Origin of the sequence: Micromonospora sp. DT48 (genome assembly GCF_049844495.1) — a bacterium.
Taxonomy (GTDB): domain Bacteria; phylum Actinomycetota; class Actinomycetes; order Mycobacteriales; family Micromonosporaceae; genus Micromonospora.
In genome coordinates this window covers 221,995-241,036 of sequence record NZ_JBNCLE010000011.1, presented here as the reverse complement: position 1 = coordinate 241,036, position 19,042 = coordinate 221,995, and the positions used below count along the sequence as shown (strand labels likewise).

General features: G+C 73.4%; 16 protein-coding genes and 1 riboswitch. Of the genes, 11 read left to right on the top strand and 5 right to left on the bottom strand.

Going from position 1 to position 19,042, the window contains the following annotated elements:
- Window positions 1-42: 42 nt before the first annotated feature.
- The 3 genes from ACLQ2S_RS15785 (at window position 43) to ACLQ2S_RS15775 (ending at window position 4,557) form a co-directional block, all read left to right on the top strand.
- Complete coding sequence (locus tag ACLQ2S_RS15785; protein WP_425701936.1) at window positions 43-2,157, top strand: HelD family protein; 2,115 nt, start codon at window positions 43-45, stop codon at window positions 2,155-2,157.
- Window positions 2,158-2,247: 90 nt separating this feature from the next.
- Window positions 2,248-3,165: a cation diffusion facilitator family transporter gene (locus ACLQ2S_RS15780; RefSeq protein WP_425701935.1), complete on the top strand. Its 918-nt coding sequence runs from the start codon at window positions 2,248-2,250 to the stop codon at window positions 3,163-3,165.
- Between the two features lie 150 nt (window positions 3,166-3,315).
- Window positions 3,316-3,447, top strand: a riboswitch (cyclic di-AMP (ydaO/yuaA leader).
- A 6-nt stretch (window positions 3,448-3,453) separates the two neighbouring features.
- Window positions 3,454-4,557 carry a coiled-coil domain-containing protein gene (locus tag ACLQ2S_RS15775; RefSeq protein ID WP_155220491.1) on the top strand — a complete coding sequence of 368 codons (1,104 nt, stop codon included), beginning with the start codon at window positions 3,454-3,456 and terminating at the stop codon, window positions 4,555-4,557.
- A gap of 102 nt (window positions 4,558-4,659) precedes the next feature.
- Here the strand turns inward: ACLQ2S_RS15775 and ACLQ2S_RS15770 are convergent, their stop codons facing one another.
- Window positions 4,660-5,025, bottom strand: coding sequence for an STAS domain-containing protein (locus ACLQ2S_RS15770; RefSeq protein ID WP_099850669.1), 366 nt, complete (start codon window positions 5,023-5,025; stop codon window positions 4,660-4,662).
- A gap of 508 nt (window positions 5,026-5,533) precedes the next feature.
- Here ACLQ2S_RS15770 and ACLQ2S_RS15765 point away from each other — a divergent pair.
- From ACLQ2S_RS15765 to ACLQ2S_RS15755, 3 genes are all read left to right on the top strand, one after another.
- On the top strand, window positions 5,534-5,947 hold the full coding sequence (locus ACLQ2S_RS15765) for a hypothetical protein (protein WP_155220493.1): 414 nt from the start codon (window positions 5,534-5,536) through the stop codon (window positions 5,945-5,947).
- A gap of 253 nt (window positions 5,948-6,200) precedes the next feature.
- Window positions 6,201-6,890: a BON domain-containing protein gene (locus ACLQ2S_RS15760; protein WP_155220495.1), complete on the top strand. Its 690-nt coding sequence runs from the start codon at window positions 6,201-6,203 to the stop codon at window positions 6,888-6,890.
- A 77-nt stretch (window positions 6,891-6,967) separates the two neighbouring features.
- Window positions 6,968-7,513, top strand: a complete 546-nt coding sequence (locus ACLQ2S_RS15755) for a DsbA family protein (RefSeq protein WP_155220636.1) — start codon at window positions 6,968-6,970, stop codon at window positions 7,511-7,513.
- A 40-nt stretch (window positions 7,514-7,553) separates the two neighbouring features.
- Here ACLQ2S_RS15755 and ACLQ2S_RS15750 read toward each other — a convergent pair whose 3' ends face one another.
- Window positions 7,554-10,337 carry a LuxR C-terminal-related transcriptional regulator gene (locus ACLQ2S_RS15750; RefSeq protein ID WP_425701934.1) on the bottom strand — a complete coding sequence of 928 codons (2,784 nt, stop codon included), beginning with the start codon at window positions 10,335-10,337 and terminating at the stop codon, window positions 7,554-7,556.
- Between the two features lie 247 nt (window positions 10,338-10,584).
- On the opposite strand from ACLQ2S_RS15750, the gene ACLQ2S_RS15745 reads away from it, so the two are divergent.
- The 5 genes from ACLQ2S_RS15745 to serS all read left to right on the top strand — a co-directional run bounded on the left by ACLQ2S_RS15745 (window position 10,585) and on the right by serS (window position 16,037).
- A complete protein-coding gene (locus tag ACLQ2S_RS15745) occupies window positions 10,585-11,076 on the top strand; it encodes a hypothetical protein (RefSeq protein WP_375335359.1) in 492 nt (163 codons plus the stop codon).
- Window positions 11,073-12,227 carry an alcohol dehydrogenase catalytic domain-containing protein gene (locus ACLQ2S_RS15740; protein ID WP_309223604.1) on the top strand — a complete coding sequence of 385 codons (1,155 nt, stop codon included), beginning with the start codon at window positions 11,073-11,075 and terminating at the stop codon, window positions 12,225-12,227. Before ACLQ2S_RS15745 ends, ACLQ2S_RS15740 begins: the two co-directional genes overlap by 4 nt.
- Before the next feature lie 91 nt (window positions 12,228-12,318).
- The gene (locus ACLQ2S_RS15735) at window positions 12,319-13,509 is read left to right on the top strand and encodes a saccharopine dehydrogenase family protein (RefSeq protein WP_425701933.1); all 1,191 of its coding nucleotides are present in this window, start codon (window positions 12,319-12,321) and stop codon (window positions 13,507-13,509) included.
- A gap of 33 nt (window positions 13,510-13,542) precedes the next feature.
- On the top strand, window positions 13,543-14,619 hold the full coding sequence (locus ACLQ2S_RS15730; protein WP_309223605.1) for a MerR family transcriptional regulator: 1,077 nt from the start codon (window positions 13,543-13,545) through the stop codon (window positions 14,617-14,619).
- A 137-nt stretch (window positions 14,620-14,756) separates the two neighbouring features.
- A complete protein-coding gene (serS, locus tag ACLQ2S_RS15725; RefSeq protein WP_155220501.1) occupies window positions 14,757-16,037 on the top strand; it encodes a serine--tRNA ligase in 1,281 nt (426 codons plus the stop codon).
- On the opposite strand, the gene ACLQ2S_RS15720 is transcribed toward serS, so the two are convergent.
- Genes ACLQ2S_RS15720 through ACLQ2S_RS15710 form a run of 3 tightly spaced genes read right to left on the bottom strand, consistent with a single transcriptional unit; the run spans window position 15,975 to window position 19,042 of the window.
- Window positions 15,975-16,955 carry a cytochrome c biogenesis CcdA family protein gene (locus ACLQ2S_RS15720; protein WP_425701932.1) on the bottom strand — a complete coding sequence of 327 codons (981 nt, stop codon included), beginning with the start codon at window positions 16,953-16,955 and terminating at the stop codon, window positions 15,975-15,977. The two genes, serS and ACLQ2S_RS15720, sit on opposite strands and share 63 nt — an antisense overlap.
- A complete protein-coding gene (locus ACLQ2S_RS15715) occupies window positions 16,955-17,536 on the bottom strand; it encodes a TlpA family protein disulfide reductase (RefSeq protein ID WP_425701931.1) in 582 nt (193 codons plus the stop codon). The genes ACLQ2S_RS15720 and ACLQ2S_RS15715 overlap by 1 nt, the downstream gene beginning before the upstream one ends.
- Before the next feature lie 45 nt (window positions 17,537-17,581).
- Entirely contained in the window at window positions 17,582-19,042 is a 1,461-nt protein-coding gene (locus ACLQ2S_RS15710; RefSeq protein WP_155220644.1) for an NADH-quinone oxidoreductase subunit NuoF family protein, read from the bottom strand.

Below are 19,042 nucleotides of genomic sequence, written 5' to 3'. Positions count from 1 at the left end.
TCTCGTGCGGTTGGCCGGGCGGCGTCACGAGGAGAACGAGCGGTGGATCAGAGCACCCTGGATCAGGAGATCGCCGCCGAGCAACGGCATCTCGACCGGGTGTACGCGCGACTGGCCGAGCTGCGCCGATCCGCGGTCCGCGCCGAACGGGAGGGCTACCGGCTCGCCCGGGTCGGCAACTTCGGGGCGCTGGTCGAGCGCGACGCGATGGTCTTCCACGCCGCCCAGCGACGCCACGTGCTCGACGCCGAGTACGAGGGGCTGGTCTTCGGCCGGCTCGACCTGCGTGACGGGCAGACCTTGTACGTCGGGCGACTGGGCATCCGGGACGAGGACGCCACCACGCTGGTGGTGGACTGGCGGGCCCCGGCCGCCGCCGCGTTCTACCAGGCGACCCCGGCCGAGCCGCTCGGCGTCGTCCGACGCCGGACGATCCAGTCGAGCGGTGAGCGGGTCACCCGGATCGAGGACGACCTGCTGGACCCGGAGGCCGCGCCGCCGGACATGCCGGTGGTCGGCGACGGCGCGCTGCTGGCCACCCTGTCCCGCACCACCGGTCGCGGCATGCGCGACATCGTGGCCACCATCCAGCGCGAACAGGACGAGGCGATCCGCTCCCCCGGCTCCGGGGTGACCATCGTCTCCGGAGGCCCGGGCACCGGTAAGACGGCGGTGGCGCTGCACCGCGCCGCGTACCTGCTCTACGCCGACCGGAGTCGGTACGCCGGAGGCGGCATCCTGGTGATCGGCCCCTCCTCGGTCTTCGTCGAGTACATCGCCTCGGTGCTGCCGTCGCTGGGCGAGGACACCGCCACCCTGCACTCGCTGGGCAGTCTGTTTCCCTCGGTGGTGGCCAGTCGCACCGACCCGCCCGAGGTGGCGGCGGTCAAGGGTTCGCTGCGGATGCGTCGGGTGCTGGAGCGGGCCGCCCGGGACACGGTGCCGGACTCCCCCACCGAGCTGCGTCTGCTGTACCGGGGCACGCTGCTGCGGCTGGAGCGGGCCGAATTGGAGGCCATCCGGAACCGGGCGCTGCCCCGGGGTGCCCGCCGCAACGAGGTGCGTCGCGCCGGTTTCGACGGCGTGCTGGCCGCCCTCTGGTCGCAGGCCCGCCGACTCGGCATCGGCGGGCTACCCGAGCAGCGTGCCTTCGAGGACGAGCTGATCGAGCGGACGGACTTCCGTGACTTCCTGAAGGCGTGGTGGCCACGGCTGCATCCGCGCCATGTGCTCGCCTGGTTGGCCGATCCACAGCGGCTGCGTCGCTACGGCGGTGGCGTGCTGTCCGGTGCCGAGATCCGGCTGCTCGCCGAGGCGTACCAGACGTCGGCGACGGAGGGTCTGACCGTCGCCGACGTCGCGCTGCTGGACGAGTTGGACGCGCTGCTGGGCAAGCCGATGCGCCCCGCCCGACGGAAGCGGGATCCGTTCCAACTGGCCGGCGGGGTCCGTGAGCTGAGCACCTTCGCCGACCGGCAGCGGGCCGCCCGGCAGGCCGCCCGGGAACGTCCCGAGGACTACCGCGACTACGCCCACGTGGTGGTCGACGAGTCCCAGGACGTCTCGCCGATGCAGTGGCGGATGGTGGGTCGGCGCGGGCGACTGGCGTCCTGGACGGTGGTGGGTGACCCGGCGCAGACCGCGTGGACGGGGGATCCGCAGGAGTTGACCCGCGCCCGTGACCAGGCGCTCGGTCGCCGTCGGCGGCACCGGTTCACGCTCACCACGAACTACCGCAACTCGGCGGAGATCTTCGCGGTGGCGGCGCGCGAGATCCGCCGGGCGTACCCGGATCTCGCGTTGCCCACCGCGGTCCGTTCCACCGGCATCGACCCGGTCCAGCTCGAGGTGCCCGCGCCGGAGTTGGCGACCACCGTCGTCACGGCGGCCAGTGCCCTGCTCGGCGAGGTCGAGGGCACCGTCGGCGTGATCACCCCGGTGCCCCGGCGGGATCAGGTCGCGGCCTGGCTGGGCGCGCTCGGCGGGGAGCGGTTGCAGGTGGTGACCAGCCTGGAGGCCAAGGGCATGGAGTACGACGGGGTGGTGCTGGTCGCGCCGAGTGAGATCCGGGCGGAGCCGGGCTCCGGTGTCCGGACGCTCTACGTCGCGCTGTCCCGGGCCACCCAGCGGCTGACCACCGTCGACCCGACCGGGTGAGACCACGCGTCGAACCCACCCGACGATTGCACACATAGCGATGTTGGCATAGATCTGCCCGCCGCCCGACGGACGGCGCAAGGTGTCTGGGTGGGCACCGGCCATGACCACCACCACGCTGCGGTGTCGAACGCCGCACACCGCCACTCTGGCCGACTGTGGGCAGCGTTTGCCCTACTCAGCACGCTGATGGTGATCGAGGCCGGCACCGCACTGCGAACCGGTTCGCTGGCCCTGCTCTCCGACGCCGGGCACATGTTCACCGACGTGCTGGGCATCGGAATGGCCCTCGCGGCCGTCGCCGCCACACGCCGGGCCAACACCGATCCGCAACGCACCTTCGGGCTGTACCGGCTGGAGGTGCTCGCGGCCCTGGCCAACGCCGTGCTGCTCTCCGGCGTCGCGGTGTACGTGGTGATCGAGGCGGCCCGCCGGTTCGGCGATCCCCCCGAGGTGCTCACCGGCCCGGTACTGGTGGTGGCGACCCTCGGCCTGCTCGCCAACGTCGCCGCCTTCGCCCTCCTGCGCCCGGGGGCACGGGAGAGCATCAACCTGCGCGGGGCCTACCTGGAGGTGCTGGGCGATCTGCTCGGCTCCCTGGGCGTGATCGCGTCCGCCCTGCTGATCGCCGCGACCGACTGGTGGTGGGCCGATCCGCTGGTGGCGGTCGCGATCGCCGGGTTCATCCTGCCCCGGACGTGGCGGCTGGGACGGGCGGCGGTGCGCATCCTGGTCCAGGCCGCACCGGAGCACCTTCAGGTCACCGCGGTACACGACCGGCTGGCCGCGGTGCCCGGGGTGGCCGGGGTGCACGACCTGCACGTCTGGACGCTGACCTCCGGCATGGAGGTCGCCTCGGCACATTTGACCATCACGCCGGGCACCGACGTCGGGGCCGTGCTCGCGGCGGCTCGCGCGGCACTGCACGAGGACTTCCAGATCGAGCACGCGACCCTCCAGATCGAGCCGCGCTCGGATCCTGGAGACTGCGGTGCCGCCCGCTGGTGACGAGCGCATTCCCGAAAAGGGATTATTGTCCGTTTTTGTCTGTTCTACTAGTCAACAACTGAACACCAGGAGTAACAGCAGCTGCACCGGTCACAGAGGCACCGGTAGGCTCGGACCCGGCCTCCGCCAGGCGGCGCCCACCGGCGCCGGCGGCGGCCGCCGCCTAATCGCCCACCAGGGCGAACCGGGGAACCATGTTCCTGGGGTGTATCCGCGTCAGCGGTAGGGATCTTCCGTCCCGAACCCGTCAGCTAACCCGGTCGGCGGCTGACGGAAGGACATGTGCACATGCCAGCAGTGGCAACGGTAAGACCGGCCGCCCGTACGGCGGCCCTGATCGCCGCCGCGCTCGCCGTCACCCTCGGCGTGGCGCTGGCCCCCTTCGCCCCAGCCACCGCGGCCCCGCAGCCAGTGCGGGCGGCGGCACCGGGTGACGTGGACGACGAGGGTGGCACCCCGGCGCTGCGGGCCCAGTTGGAGGCCGCCAGCAAGGGCTACCTCGACGCCAAGACCGCGCTCGACCGGTCGGTCAAGCGCCAGAAGCAACTCGCCGAGCAGCTCAAGACGACCGAGGTCCAGGTCGCCGAGCGGGGCACCAAGGTCGCCGAGATCGCCGCGCAGGCGTACCGCACCGGGCGACTGGGAGCCGCGTCGGCACTGCTCAACAGCGGGTCGCCGGCCGGCTTCATGGATCGGGCGGCGGCGCTGGACGCGGTGGCCGCCAACTCCGACCGCGCGCTGCGTGAACTCCAGAACGCCCGGGACGAGGTCAGCGCCACCAAGCGGGCCCTGGACGCGGAGATCCAGGAGCAACGCAAGCAGGTGGCCGTGATGGCCAAGCGCAAGGAGCAGGCCGAGCGGGCGCTGACCGTGGCCATCGAACGCGACAAGGCCGCCGAGCGGGCCGAGGCCGCCGAACGGGCCGCCCGCTCACCCTCACGCAGCGGCGGGTCGAGCCCCACCGCCAAGCCCGCTCCACGCAACTCCGACGGGTCGTGGCCGGCCGAGTCGTGCAGCGTCAACGACCCCACCCCGGCCAACGGCTGCATCACCCCGCGCACCCTGCACGCGCTGAAGCAGGCCAAGGCGGCCGGCTTCACCCGGTACGTCTCCTGCTACCGCTCCGGCGGCTCCGGCGAGCACCCGAAGGGCCGGGCCTGTGACTTCGCGGCCCAGAAGAACGGCTTCGGCGGGGTCGCGACCGGCGGCGACCGGACCTACGGCAACAACCTGGCGGCGTACTTCGTGAACAACGCCGACCGGCTCGCCGTGCTCTACGTGATCTGGTACAAGCAGATCTGGCTGCCCAGCAGCGGCTGGAAGTCGTACAGCGGCGGTCGGGGTGACCCGTCCAGCGACCACACCAACCACGTCCACCTGTCGGTGTACTGAGTTCCTCGCCGACGGCTACGCCTCGGTGACCGCCTGGCGGTCACCGAGGCGTTCGACGTTTCGCTGACCGCCTCGACGCGGCCTGACCGGGCCGACGGGTCGTCAGGCCCCGGGTAGCACCTCGGGGGCCGTGGCGGCTCCGGCGTAGTAGGGCTCGGGCGCGCCGAAGAGGCCGAGCAGGCCGGTCACCCAGAGCTGCCGGTGCACGAACCGGCTCGGCTCGGTGACGACCAGCTTCACCCCGCTGACCTCGGCGGTCTGGAAGCCGGCGACCATGGCGCTGATGCCCACGGAGTCGATGAAGGTGACCAGCCGCATGTTGAGCTCGATCCGGGCTGGACGTCCCTTGGCCAGCACCTCGGCGATGGCCTCTTTAACCTCGTACGCGGTGTCGACGTCGATCTCGCCCCGAGGGGCGATCTCGATGACACCACCGGGCCGAACCGTCTGCAGGATCGACAGGCTCACGCGAGCACCTCCACTCGCCCGACGACGGGCGCCTCATCAGTACGCGGGCCGCGACCGACAGTATTCCTTCGACGGCCTCGGTCGCCACCCCTCGGGATGAGCAATTCACGGATGAGGGCACGTCAAATCGCCCATATCCGAACTTTATTGACCTTTCCTCGGCGTTCGACACCGCCGACGCCGTCGAACCAGGGTAGCGGGGAGTGGCCACCCCCGCCGCATCCCGGAGTTTCCGGCGTGGCCCCACGGACCCAACCTGACCTGCGCGCGAAGAGTGATGGTCGCCGTTGCGTGCGTACCATCACGTGTGACCCCCATGACGTGGCGGACGACTCATGTCCGCACGACCGGGGCCGGACCGCCCGAGAAGTGCCGATCGCGGCGTGAGTCGGTGGTTTGCGGCCACGGCGGGGCGGGCACAGCCTCGAATGCGAACCGCCGCCGGGCCGGACGACGCCCGACGGCTGACGCGTGCACCGGGGCCGGCATCGTCGATGGAGGGAACAACATGTTCGGGACTCATCTGCTGGAGCGCCGCAGCAAGCCGGAGCGGATCGCCGACCAGGCGTGGCACCACCTCGTCTCGGCGGTGAACAACGCCGGTGACAGCATCCGCGACACCGCCCGCACCGCCCGGCACAACTCCGCCGGTTTCGCGGGCGACGCCGGTGACCTGGTCGAGTCGGCCGCCGAGGAGGCGCGCCACCGCGCCAGCCGCGCCTTCGACGCACTCGCCGGACGCCGACCGGCGCTGCCCTGGACGCTGCTGATCGGCGCCGCCCTGGTCGGTGCCGCGGTCGGCTGGGCGGCCGGTACCGCCGCACGCGCCGCCGGAGGCCGTGACCGTGCCCTGGAGGACATCGAGTTCGTCGACGTGGACCGGCCCGACTCCCCCGCCGACCCGACCAGCCCCGCCAACTGACGCTCCCCGGCGAGTCCTCGTCCGATCCGGATGAGGCCGATTCACCCGGACGGTAACCAGGCTCGGTCACGGCGGACCTGGTCGCCGACGCGCGCCCGCGCCACGCCGGCCGGGCGAAGCCCGACGCGGACGGCCCAAGCCGGCACGCAGACGATGCCCGACGCAACGACGCCGTGCCGGTGCGGGCCATACCGTGCCGGTGCGGGCGTGCGGACGCACCGGTCGCGCCACCCTGGCGAGAAGGGAGCGACCGATGGCCAGCATTTCGACGATCAACCGCACCGACGAGGACATCCGGTCCGCGGTGCTCGACGAACTCGACTGGGAACCCCGGGTCGGACCGCACGAGATCGGGGTCATCGTCACCGAGGGCGTGGTGACGCTGACCGGGCGGGTGGACAGCTACGCCAAGAAGTGGGCGGCTGAGCGCGCCGCGCACCGGGTCACGCAGGTCCGGGCGGTGGCCAACGACATCGCGGTACGCCTGGTCACGGGTGCCGAACACACCGACCCGGAGATCGCCGCCGCGGTCCAGCACGCGCTCCAGTGGCAGGCGTTCGTGCCGGTCGAGGCGCTCGACGTGACGGTCTCCCAGGGGTGGGTCACCCTGCACGGCGAGGTCGAGTGGGAGTACCAGCGCCGCGCCGCCGAGCAGGCGGTGAGCCAGTTGAACGGCGTACGCGGGGTCAGCAACGGACTCACCGTCCGACCGCCGGTACGCCCGGACGCCGCCCTCCTGGCCCGGCGCATCGTCGACGCGCTGGCCCGCAACCGCGCCACCGACGCCGAGCAGGTGACGATACGCGTGCACGGCGACACGGTGCTGCTCGGCGGGTTGGTGCACTCGGTGCCCGAACGCGCCGAGGTGGAGCGGGTCGTCTGGTCCGCACCGGGGATCCGTGAGGTGCAGAACCACATCGCGGTCGCCCCGGTGCTGCGCTGAGTCGGCGCGGAACCACCCGGGTCGGGTGAGCCGCGCTCACCCGACCCGGTCCGAGGCTGGGCGGTATGACCGATCAGCTGACCACGCCCCTACAGGTCACTGCGCGACTTCGCACACCCGTCACGGAGCACGACCACGTCCGTGGTCCGCTGGACGCACCGGTGACGATCGTCGAGTACGGCGACTTCCAGTGCCCCCACTGCGGCCTCGCCCACGCCAACCTGACGGAGGTGCTGCGACAGCGCGGCGGCCAGGTCCGTCACGTCTACCGCCACTTCCCGATCACCAACCTGCACCCGTACGCCGAGCGGGCCGCCGAGGCCGCCGAGGCCGCCGGTCGGCGGGGCCGCTTCTGGGAGATGCACGACTGGCTCTTCGAGCACCAGGACCAGTTGGATCCGGTGCACCTGACCCTCGGAGTGGAGCAGCTCGGCCTGCCGGTCGACGAGGTGGAGGCGGAGATCGAGCGGCACACCCACGGCGACCGCATCCGGCACGACTTCGTCGGTGCCATCCGCAGCGGGGTCGACGCCACCCCCACTCTCTTCGTCAACGACGTCCGCCACGACGGCGACTTCACCCCGGACGCCCTCCGCGCCGCCGTCGACGCCGCCACCGGCTGACGGACATCTCGCCCCGTCCGACGGTGGGCCACACAGGTGGTCAGATGAGGTGCAGTTGACGGGCACGACGGACGGCGTCGCGGCGACGGGTGGCGTCGAGTTTGCGGTAGATGTTCCGCACGTGGGTCTTGACCGTGTTCACCGAGACCGACAGCTCGGCGGCGATCTCCACGTTGGACAGGATGCTCTGGAGGTAACGCAGGATCGTCAACTCCCGTTCGGTGAGCGGCTCGTCCAGCGGCGCGACGGCCGAGTCCGCCGCACCCGGGCCACCCGCCTGCCCGACCGAGGCGTCTGCCGCGCGGACCAGGTCACTCACCAGCGACCAGTGTGCGGTGCCGGAGTCGAGGTGGGCGGCGAGCAGTTCCCGAAGGCCCGGTTCGGCCCGCAGGAACGGGCGACGGTACCCCTCGGGTGCGGCCAGGTCGAGCGCCTGCTCCAAGATCCGGCTTGCCCGCCGGTCGTCACCGGCCCGGACGGCCAGCACCGTGGCCAGCAGCGCGGCGTCCAGGCGTACCGGCAGCGGCCAGTCCGCCGTCGACGCGGCGGTCCAGTCCGGCAACAGCCGGTCGGCACCACGCGGGTCACCGGCCCGCAGTTCGGTGCGGGCCGCCGCGACGGCCACCGGGGCAGCGGCACCCGACACCGGCTCGGTGGACCGCTCACCGGCCAGTTCCCGGGCGGTCTGCACGTCGCCCCGGGCACTGTGCAGGTCCAGTTCGGCGGCGCGCAGCCACGAGCCCAGCTCACCACCGCGCGCACCCCACCCGGTGCGGGCCTCCACCAGCAGCCGGTGGCCGACGCTGAGATCCCCTTCGTCGTGGCGCAGGTACGCGCGACACCACCCGGCGACCGCATCCGCCACCGGTTCACCGCCGGCCGGCGCGGCCAACCCCAGGTGCGCGTCGGCCTCCGCCGGTTGGTCCCGGTGCAGCGCCACGACCGCCAGCGCCAGGTGCGCGTACCCGCAGTCGAGCAATGCGGCCCAGCCCTGGCAGGGCGGCAGGGCCAGCGCCGCCCGCGCCGCCTCCTCGGCGGCGCGCAGCTCCCCGCGTAGCGCCGTCACCAGGGACCACCGGCTGGCACAGACCAGTTCGGTACGCGGACGTGCCGCCTTCCGGGCGGCCGTCAGCGCGGACCCGAAGCCGGTCGCCGCCCTGGTCAGATCACCCTCGTCCAGGGCGAGCAGGGCCAGCGCGGTACCCGCCACGGCCCGCACGTCGGCGTCCTCACCGGCGTGGCCGCGTGGGCCGGTGACCTCCCCCGTGCCGCCGCCTGCGGCCGACGACTCGCCGCCCGGCTCGGCGCCGGTGGGGACGCCCGGCTGACCGTCGGTGGCGAGCAGCCGAGCGGCGGCGGCGCGCACGGTGGGCGGGTCGGCGGCCAGCCGGGCCAGGGTGAGGTCGACCGCGGCGGCCAGTCGTCCGAAGCGGGACCGGCGCGGTTGCGGCAACCGGCGGGAGTGCCCGGCGGCCAGCCGCAGGTACGCCACGGCCGCCCCGGTGTCACCGTCGAGGGCACGCTCGGCGGCGCAGGCCAGCGCGAGTTCGGGATCGCGGTCGACCGCCTCCGGCGGGGGCGGCGCGGGTGCCGACCCGGTGCCCGCCGACGGCTCGTACGGTGCCAGCTCCGGCCAGCGGACCACGAACAGGTCGGTGGCGGCGGTCCAGTCACCGGCGGCGAGGGCGTGGCGCAGCGCGTCGGCCGGTCGGCCGTTGTCGGCGTACCACCCCGCCGCCCGCAGGTGCAGGTCGCGAAGTTCGTCCTCGGGCAGCCGGGCCAGCTCCCGGTGCAGCAGGTCGGCCAGCAGCGGGTGGCACCGGTACCAGACCGGTCGGCTGCCGTCGTGGTGCAGCAGACCACCGCCGTCGGCCAGCGTGCTCAGCCGCTCACCGGCGTCCGCGTCGCCGCTGAGCGCGGCGGCCAGACCAGCGCAGACGGTGTCGACGACGGCCGCCCGGCGCAGCAGCTCACGGTCGGTCGGTTCCAGCCCGGCCAGCGGCTCCGCCCGCAGATAGCCGGCGATCTCCGGCTGGTCGGCACCGAGTTCGGCGATCCAGCGCTCCGGGTCCGCCTGGTCGCGCAGGGCGAGCGCGACGATCCGCAGCACCGCGGCCCAGCCCCCGGTCCGCTGTCGCAGCCGGGCCACTGCGGCAGCCGGTACCGCCACCCCGTGCGCGGTGAGCAGGTCGGCGACCTCGTCGTCGGTGAACGCCAGGTCGTCCGGGCCGATCTCGGCCAGTTCCCCGGCCAGCCGCAGCCGGTGCACCGCCAACGGCACTTCGGACCGCCCCGCCGCCACCAGGCGAAACCGCTGCTCGCTGTGGCGCAGCAGGAACTCCAGCCCGGTCAGCGCCGCCGGGTCGGTGATCTGGTGCAGGTCGTCCACGACCAGCACCACCGGCCGCTCCCGATCCGCCAGCGCGGCGGCGAGGAGTTCCAACTCGTCCGGCCGCGGCGCCCGGTCAGGCAGCACTGCCGCGCCGTCCAGCACGGAGCGCAGCGCGGCACCGAGGTAGCACCAGAGCCGGTCCGGATCGTCACCCGCCTCCACCGACACCCAGGCCGGTGCGGGCTGCTGCGGGTCAGCGTCCTGCCGGGACCGTAGCCAGCTGGCGAGCAGGGTGGTCTTGCCCCAACCGGCGGGTGCCCGGAGCAGGGTGGCCGGACGGTCCACCGCCTCGTCGAGCAGCCGGGCCAGCCGGGGTCGCAGCACCACCGGTTCGGCCGGCACGGCGGGCGTCAGCCGCGACGCCAGCAGGGGCGGGCCGCCCGACGCGCGGATCCCCGCGCCGACCCGGACGGTGCTGCGGTCATCCGGCATCCGGCCCACCCCCACGGACGCGTCGTTCCTCCCCGGTCCTGCGGCGGGCGGTTACCCGGCCCGCGACGGTTCACCCCTTCGGGAGGAGCCGGGTTCACCCGGACCGCGACGACCATGACGGTGGACCGGATGGCCGGGTTGACGGTGGACCGGATGCCGGGCTGTGGCCGGGTGGACGGGCGCTGTGGGCCGCCACGGTCCGGCGTGACGGGGCAGCACAGCCGCAAAGCCGATCTCGGAGGTACGAGTGGGACGGGTCGGGACAGTCGTCGCGGTGGCCGGTGCCCTCGGTGTGGCCGCCGCCAGGGCCGCGCGTACCGCCGTCGGTCGGCAGCGGGCGCGCCTGACCTCCGTGCCGGGGCCGACCGAGGCCCGACGAACCGGACACCCGCGACGTTGGCAGGTGGTCACCGTCGACCGGCCACCGGAGCAGGTGCTCCCCTCGGCTGTCTGGCCGGAGCCACTGCGCCGCCTCGGCGACGCCGTCGAGGTCGAGGTGGCCCGCGCGCCGGGCGGCCGGGGCACCGAACTGGCGGCCCGGGTACGGCCCCACGCGGACTGGCCCGGACTCTCCGCACACCTGCTGGGCGACGACCCCAGCCTGCTGGTCCGACGCACGTTGTGGCAGGTCAAACAGCTCGCCGAGACCGGCGAGGTGCTGCGCGCCGACCGGATGCCCGACGAGCGCGGGCCGGTGGTGCCCGACGTGCGGCCGTCATCGGACGGGCCACAGCGGTGAGAGCGCTGTGCTGGACCTCCGGCGGTGAGTTGACCGTCGGTCAGGTGCCCGACCCGGAGCTGCGCAACGACCACGACGTGATCGTGCGGGTGCGGCGCAGCGCCACCTGCGGGGCCGACCTGTCGCTGCTCGCCGGGCAGACGCCGGGTCTGGCCGCCGGTGACGTGCTCGGCCACGAGTTCCTCGGCGACGTGATCGAGGTGGGCCCGCAGGTACGCCGCCACCGGGTCGGCGACCGGGTGGTGGTCTGCGCGTCGGTGGCCTGCGGCGCCTGCTGGTACTGCCGTCGAGGACTGCCGTCGTGCTGCGACAACGGCAGCACCGATCCGATCGCCAACGAGGCGCAGTGGGGTCACCCGGTGGCGGGCTGCTTCGGCCAGCCGCGCGCCGCAGGCGGCTTCGCCGGTAGCCACGCCGAGTACGTCCGGGTGCCGTACGCCGACGTCGGGGCGTTCCCGGTGCCGGAGTCGGTGGGCGACGACCGGGCCGTCTTCGCCTCGGACGCCGCGCCGACCGGTTGGCTGGGCGCCGAGGGAGCCGAGGTGCGTCCCGGTGACGTGGTGGCGGTGTGGGGCGCGGGCGCGGTGGGTCAACTCGCCGCGCGGGCAGCCTGGCTGCTCGGTGCCGAACGGGTGATCGTGGTCGACCGGCACCCGGCGCGGCTGCTGATGGCACGCCAGCACATCGGCGTGGAGACCATCGACCAGCGGGACAGCGACGTCAGCGCGCAGCTGCGGGAGTTCAGCGGTGGGCGGGGACCGGACGTGTGTGTCGAGGCGGTCGGTGGGCCCGCGGGTGAGCACCGGACGCTCGCCGACCGGTTCACCGGCCGGACACGGGTGCCGGAGGCGGTCCGGGAGGCGGTGTACGCGTGCCGCAAGGGCGGCAGCGTCTTCGTCCTCAACGGCGCTGCCGGCCACGTCGACGCGTTCCCGGTCGGCACCGTCGTGCACAAGGCGCTGACCGTACGCGGGGGACGCCAGCACGGCCAACGCCACATCCCCATGCTGTTGGACCGGATGGCCCGCGACGAGTTGCGTACCGAGCACCTGGCCACGCACCACTTCCCGCTGGAGCGGGCCGCCGAGGGGTACGCGTTGTTCCGGGACCGGCCCGACGAGTGCCTGCGCGCCGTGTTCACCCCGCACTGAGCGGCACCGGTTCACCCCGCGCTGCGCGCCGTGTTCACCCCGCGCTGAGCGGCACCGGGCGGATCGCCGACGACGGTGGCATGATCGCGGAATGGCTGCCCAACGCTCGTACGACGTGGTGTTGTTCGGGGCGACCGGGTTCACCGGTGGGCTCACCGCACGCTACCTGGCCGAGCACGCGCCGCCGGGGCTGCGCTGGGCGCTCGCCGGGCGCAACCCGGAGAAGCTGGCCGCGGTACGCCAACGGTTGACCGCGATCGACCCGGCACTGGCCGGGATGCCGCTGCTCACCGCCGACGTCACCGACCCGGCCACCCTGCGGGCGGTGGCCGACGACGCCCGGGTGGTGGCCAGCACGGTCGGCCCGTACGTCCACCACGGTGAGCCGCTGGTGGCCGCCTGCGCCGCCGCCGGGACCGACTACCTCGACATCACCGGCGAACCGGAGTTCGTCGACCGGATGTACCTGCGCCACCACGCCGAGGCGGTGCGCACCGGCGCCCGGCTGGTGCACGCCTGCGGCTTCGACTCGATCCCCCACGACCTCGGTGTCTGGTTCACGGTCAAACAGCTACCGGCCGACACCGCGATCACCGTGGACGGGTACGTGCGGGCGGGTGGGCGGTTCTCCGCCGGTACGTACCACTCGGCGCTGACCGCGTTCGCGCGTACCGGCGAGGCGGCGCGGGCGGCCCGCGAGCGCCGCGCCACCGAACCCCGCCCGACCGACCGCCGGGTCCGGGCCGTGCCGGGGCGGCTGGCCCGCTCGCGGGACCTGCCCGTCTGGGCGGTGCCGCTGCCCACCATCGACCCGCAGGTGGTCCGCCGCTCGGCGGCGGCCCGCCCCGAGTACGGTCCGGACTTCCGCTACCGGCACTTCGCGGCGGTACGACGGCTGCCCACGGTGCTGGCCGCCGGGGCGGGCCTCGGCGCCGTGCTCGGGCTGGTGAAGCTGCCACCGACCCGGCGCTGGCTGCTCGGCCGGCTCGCCTCCGGGCAGGGACCGAGCGCCGAGCAGCGGGCGAAGTCGTGGTTCTCGGTGCGTTTCGTCGGCGTCGGCGGCCAACGACGGGTGGTGACCGAGGTGGCCGGCGGCGACCCCGGCTACGACGAGACCGCGAAGATGCTCGCCGAGTCGGCCCTCTGCCTGGCCTGCGACGACCTGCCGGCCACCGCCGGTCAGGTCACACCGGTCACCGCGATGGGCGACGCGCTGCTGCACCGGCTCACCGCCGCCGGCATCACCTTCCGCGTGCTGAGTCAGCAGTCGGTGGCTGCTTGACCCTCGACCAGGTCGAGGGGGCAGGATCTCCTCGTGGATGGTGACCTGCGCAGCATCGGCGAGTTGGCCCGAGCCAGTGGGCTGACGGTGAGCGCCCTGCGGTTCTACGACGCCGCCGGGGTGCTGGTCCCGGCCCGGGTCGACCCGACCACCGGGTACCGCTGGTACGCCGACGACCAGGTGGCACCGGCCCGGCTGGTGGCCGGGCTGCGCCGGGTCGGCCTGCCGGTGGCCGAGATCGCCCACGCGGTACGCGCCGAGCCCTCGGTGGTGCACAAGTTGCTCGACGCGCACCTGGGACGGCTGGCCGACGGGCTGACCGAGGCACGCCGGGAGGCCGCCCGGATCCGCCGCCTGCTCGCCACCGACCGGCCCGCAACGGCCACCCGGCTCGTCCTGAGCGGAAGCGAGCTGTGCGCCGCCGTGGACGCCGTCCGCTTCGCCGTCGGCACCGACCCGACGTTGCCGGGGCTGGCCGGCGTCCTGCTCGACGTGACCGACGACGGACTACGGCTGGTGGCGACCGACCGACACCGGTTGGCGGTGGCGACGGCCGGTGCGGCGGTATGCGGACCGGCGGTACGGGCACTGCTGCCGGTGGCTGCCGTGGACCGGTTGCGCCGGTTGTCCGACGCTGCCGGTGAGGTGCGGCTGACCCTGGTCGGACGGCAGGTGGTCGCCGACGTCACCGGCGGCCGGTTGCGGGCGACGACCTTGGCGTACGACTTCCCCGACTATCGCCCCCTGCTGCCGCCGGCCGTCGGCGGACCGGCTCGCCGGGTGCCCGTCGACGCGCCTCGGCTGGTCGCCGCGCTGCGTTCGGGCGCGCCGACGGTGACCCGGGAACACGCGGGCAGCCACCTGCCGGTGACCGTGTTGGGGCTGGGCGGCCCGGACGCGCCACGCCTGCTCGGCCCGGACGAACTGGCCGACGACCGGAGCGACGCCGAGCTGCGGATCGGCGTCAACGGCGGGTATCTGCTCGACGCGCTGCACGCGGCCGCTCGGCCACGCCTGGTGTTGGAGCTGGACGGCCCGGTCACCCCGCTGGCCATCCGCCGGCCAGACGATCCGGCCGCCTTCTCCATCCTGATGCCGATCCGGCTCTGACCGGGGTGGCGGCGCGGGCCGAGGGCGGTGCGACCGCCGGTCGGTGGGGTGGGTCGGGTGCGGGAGGCGGGGCGATTCGGGCGCGACGGTAGCATCTGGAGGTCCACCTGAGCCCGGACGGAGGCGTACGGAGCAGCATGCTCGACATGGAGTTGATCCGGAAGGATCGCGACGCGGTGGCGGCCGCGCTGGCGAAGCGGCTGGACGCCGCCGAGGTCGACCGGGCGCTGGAGGAGATCCAGCAGCTCGACCGGGAGCGTCGCCGGCTGATCAGTGAGATCGACGGGGAACGTCAGCGCCGCAAGGCCGAGGCTCGGGCGTACGCGCAGGCGAAGCGGGCCGGTGTCGAGCCGCAGGTGACCTCGGAAGCCGGTCGTCGGCAGGTCGCCGAGTTGGAGGCGGAACTCGACGAGGTGCAGGCGCGGCTGCGTAGCACCATGAGTGAGCTGCCCAATCTGCCCGCCGACGACGTGGTGGCCGGCGGCAAGGAGGCCAACCGGGTGGTGAAGACCTTCGGTGCGCCACCGGCCATCGAGAAGGTCCGCGACCACGTCGAGCTGAGCCGGATGCTGGGTCTGGTCGACCACGAACGCGGCGTCAAGCTGGGCGGCTCCGGCTTCTGGATGTACACCGGGCTGGGTGCCCGGCTGGAGTGGGCGCTGATCAACTGGCTGGTCGAGCGGAACATCGAGGCCGGTTACGAGTTCCTCCTCCCCCCGCACCTGCTGCTGGACAGCGCCGGTTTCGCCGCCGGTCAGTTCCCCAAGTTCTACGACGACGTCTACCACCTGGACAAGCAGTCCGCGCCGCGTGGCCAGTTCCTGCTGCCGACGGCGGAGACGGCGATCCTCGGGGCGTACCAGGACGAGATCCTGGAGACCTCGAAGCTGCCGTTGAAGGTGTTCGCGTACACCCCGTGCTATCGGCGCGAGGCGGCCGGTTCGCACTCTGACGAGCGGGGCACCGTCCGGGGCCACCAGTTCAACAAGGTGGAGATCTTCCAGTTCACCCTGCCCGAGCAGGCCGACGCCGCGCTGGAGCAGATGGTCACCCACGCGGAGAGCCTGGTCGAGGCGTTGGGCCTGCACTACCAGCGCAGCCTGCTCGCCGCCGGTGACTCCAGCGCGTCGATGCGCAAGACCCTCGACATCGAGGTGTGGATGCCCAGCACCGGCAAGTACAAGGAGGTCTCGTCGGTCTCCTGGGGCGGTGACTACCAGGCCCGCCGGGCGGCTGTCCGCTACCGCGAGCCGGGCGGCAAGCAGACCCGTTTCGTGCACACGCTCAACGGTTCCGCGCTGGCCACCAGCCGCCTCTACCCGGCCATCCTGGAGCAGTTCCAGCAGCCGGACGGCTCAGTCCTGGTGCCGGAGGTCCTCCGCGACCGGCTGGGCACCGACCGTCTCACCCCCCGCTGACCGGACCGCTGGCGTTCCCGGCCGGCGCGCACGCTCGGTGCGCGCCGGTTCGGTGTTAATAAGGGGCCCTTTCTCTACCGCAGGCGTTAACAAGGTGCCCTTCCTTCTCAGCAGGGCGGTGAGGAGGAGGGCGGCGAGCAGGGTGGTGAGGGTGGTGGGGCCGGCGGCCGTGATGGTGTCGGCCAGCCAGCGCTGGAGGCTGGCGGCGGTGGTCACCAGCGGGTCGGTCAGGGCCTCACGGTTGCCGGCGGCCAGCCGCACCTCGTACCAGCCGTACCAGGCGACGTAGCCACCGGCGAGCAGCAGCACCAGTCCGCTGAGCCGGGGAGCCCAGGCGCCGGCCCCGCGCAGCCGGGCCACCACCTCGCCGCGCAGCAGCGCCACGCCGAGCGCGGCCACCGCCACCACCAGCCCCATCCCGAGGGCGTACGCGCCGAACAGCACCAGCCCGCGTGCCGTCGAGCCAGCCTGGAGGCTGGTCACCACGGTCGCCAGGAACGGCGCGATGGCGCAGCCCAGCGAGGCCGTCGCGTAGGCCATCCCGAACAGCACCATGGACGGCAGCGAACGGGTCAACCGGGGTGCCCGGGCCAGCGGGCGGGGCGTCGGCAGTCGCCGACCGGCGAGCAGCCAGCACCCGAGCAGCACCAGCAGCACGCCCAGGCCCACGGTGAACCAGGGCAGCCGGGGCCGCAGCCAGCCGGCGACGGGGGCCAGCGCCAACCCGAAGGCACCGAACACCAGGACGTACCCGAGAGTGAGCGCGCCCGCGGCGGTCAGCGCCCGACCGACGGCTCCCCGGGTGTCGGTGGTGCCGGCGACCAGCAGCGACAGGTACGCGGGCAGCATCGCGAAGCCGCACGGGTTGACCGCGCCGAGCATGCCCGCCGTCAGGGCGAGCAGCAGCGGCGCTTCCATCAGGCCGCCAGCGCGGTCACCCGGCGGGTGAGGTCCTCGCCGTCCAGCCAACCCTTGTGGATCACCCGTCCGTCCCGGTCGATGATCACGAAGGTGCTCTGCTCGACGACCCCGAAGCGCCGCCAGAGCACCCCCGCCCGGTCCTCGATCTGCGGCATCGGGCCCAGTTCGAACTCGGTGACGAAGTCGGTCATCGCCTTGCGTTCGCCGAGCCCCGCCACGCCGATGATCGGCACGGTCGTCCGGAAGCCCGGCTCGATCTCGGCGATCGTCCACGCCTGACTGGCGCAGCTGGCGCACCAGGGCGCCCAGAACCAGAGCACCACCGGGCGTCCGGCCAGGGTGGCCGCGTCGAAGGCCGCGCCGGTCAGGGTCGTGCCGGTGAACCGCAGAGTCTCCGGCACCGGAGCAGCGGGCCCGGCCGGCGAGGACGCCGGGTCAGCCGGGGCGGACGCCGCGCTGTCGGCCGGTGGGGCCGCCGCTACGTCCGGTCCGCCGCATCCGGCGGTGGCCAGCACCACGGCGAGCAGGGCGGCAGTGACCGTGCCGGTTCGCCGTACCAACGATGTGACCGACCCCATCGGCGTCTCCTTCGGTCCGCTCGCCCGCGCCCTTCACCCACGCGCTCAGGCCTTGGTCAGCCGCAGCGCCAGCTCCGGGCAGACCTTGACCGCCTTCACCGCGCCCTCCCGCAACCAGGTCGGCACCGGGGTGGGCGGGAAGGCGGGGTATCCGTTCTGGTCGAGCCGGATGAAGTCCGGCACCACGTGGGCGCAGAGACCGTGCCCGTCGCAGCGGGACCAGTCCAGGACCAGCTTCTGCGGGTCCGGGTCGGGGGCACCGGGCAGGCCCATCATGCCCTTGACCCGTCGACCGCAGCCCTCGCCGGTGGTGTGCTTCTTCAGGTCCTCGGCGAAGACCTCCATCGCCGAGAGCGCGAACCGGGACGTACCGTCGGGGTGGCTGCACGCGCCACGACCCTTGACGTCTCCGGCGGCGGCGCGCACGACCTCCACCGGCGCACTGCCGGAGACCGCCAGGTCGACGGCGCGGGCCAGGTCGGGCAGTCCCCGCTTGCACGGGCCGCACTGCCCGGCGGACTCACCGGCCAGGTAGCGCACCACCTGCGCCGCCTCACCGAGCGGGCAGGTGTCGTTGGCGAGCGGGACGATGATGCCCGCGCCGAGCGTGCCACCGACCGCGGCGAGTCCCTTGCGGGAGACCTCGGCCTTCTCCGCCGCCTCCCGGGTGATCCACTTGCCGTGGTAGCCGCCCATCAGGATGCCGGGGCCGTCCGGCACCTCGCACAGTTCGAGGATCTCGGCCAACGGGGTGCCGGCCGCGCACTCCACCACCGCGTGCCGCTTCGCCGCGCCGGTGACGCTGAGCAGCACCGTGCCGGGTTCGTCGTCGGTGCCGAGCGCGGCGTACTCGTACGGGCCGAGGCGGGCGGCGATCGCCATCTGGGAGTACGTCTCGGCGTTCGACAGCAGGGTCGGCAGCCCGCCGACACCCGAGTCGCTGGAACGCTTCTTGGTGCCGGGCGGGATGTGCGGCAGCCCGTTGATCCCGTTCACCAACGCGCCACCCTCACCGCTGATGAAGCGGTGCGGCACCGTCACGACGCTGGTCGGCGCGGGCATCCGGCGCTCGTCCAGAGCCTCCATCAGGGAGTCCCGGCCCACCAGGTCGTCGGCCACGCAGAGCACGATCTCCTCGGCGTCCAGTGCGAACGCGGCCAGCGCGGCACCGTCGAGGATCAGGTGCGGCGCCCGGGTGAGCAGGACCTTGTCCTTCCAGCTGGCCGGTTCCCCCTCGGTGGCGTTGACCACCACCACGGGCGGCAGGTCCTGGCGTTCGCAGGATTCCAGCACCGCCCGCAGCTTCCTGGCGAACGGGAAACCGGCTCCGCCCTTGCCCTTGAGTTGGATCCCCTCGGCCAGACGCAGCAGGTTGGACGGTTCCATCGGGCTGATCGGGCCGTGCACCATCTCGTGGGCGCGCAGGTCGAGGCGACCGAACTCGGCGAACCCCGCAGTGAGCCGGGGCTCACCGACGGCGGCCACCGGGGGGACGGTGGTCCGCAT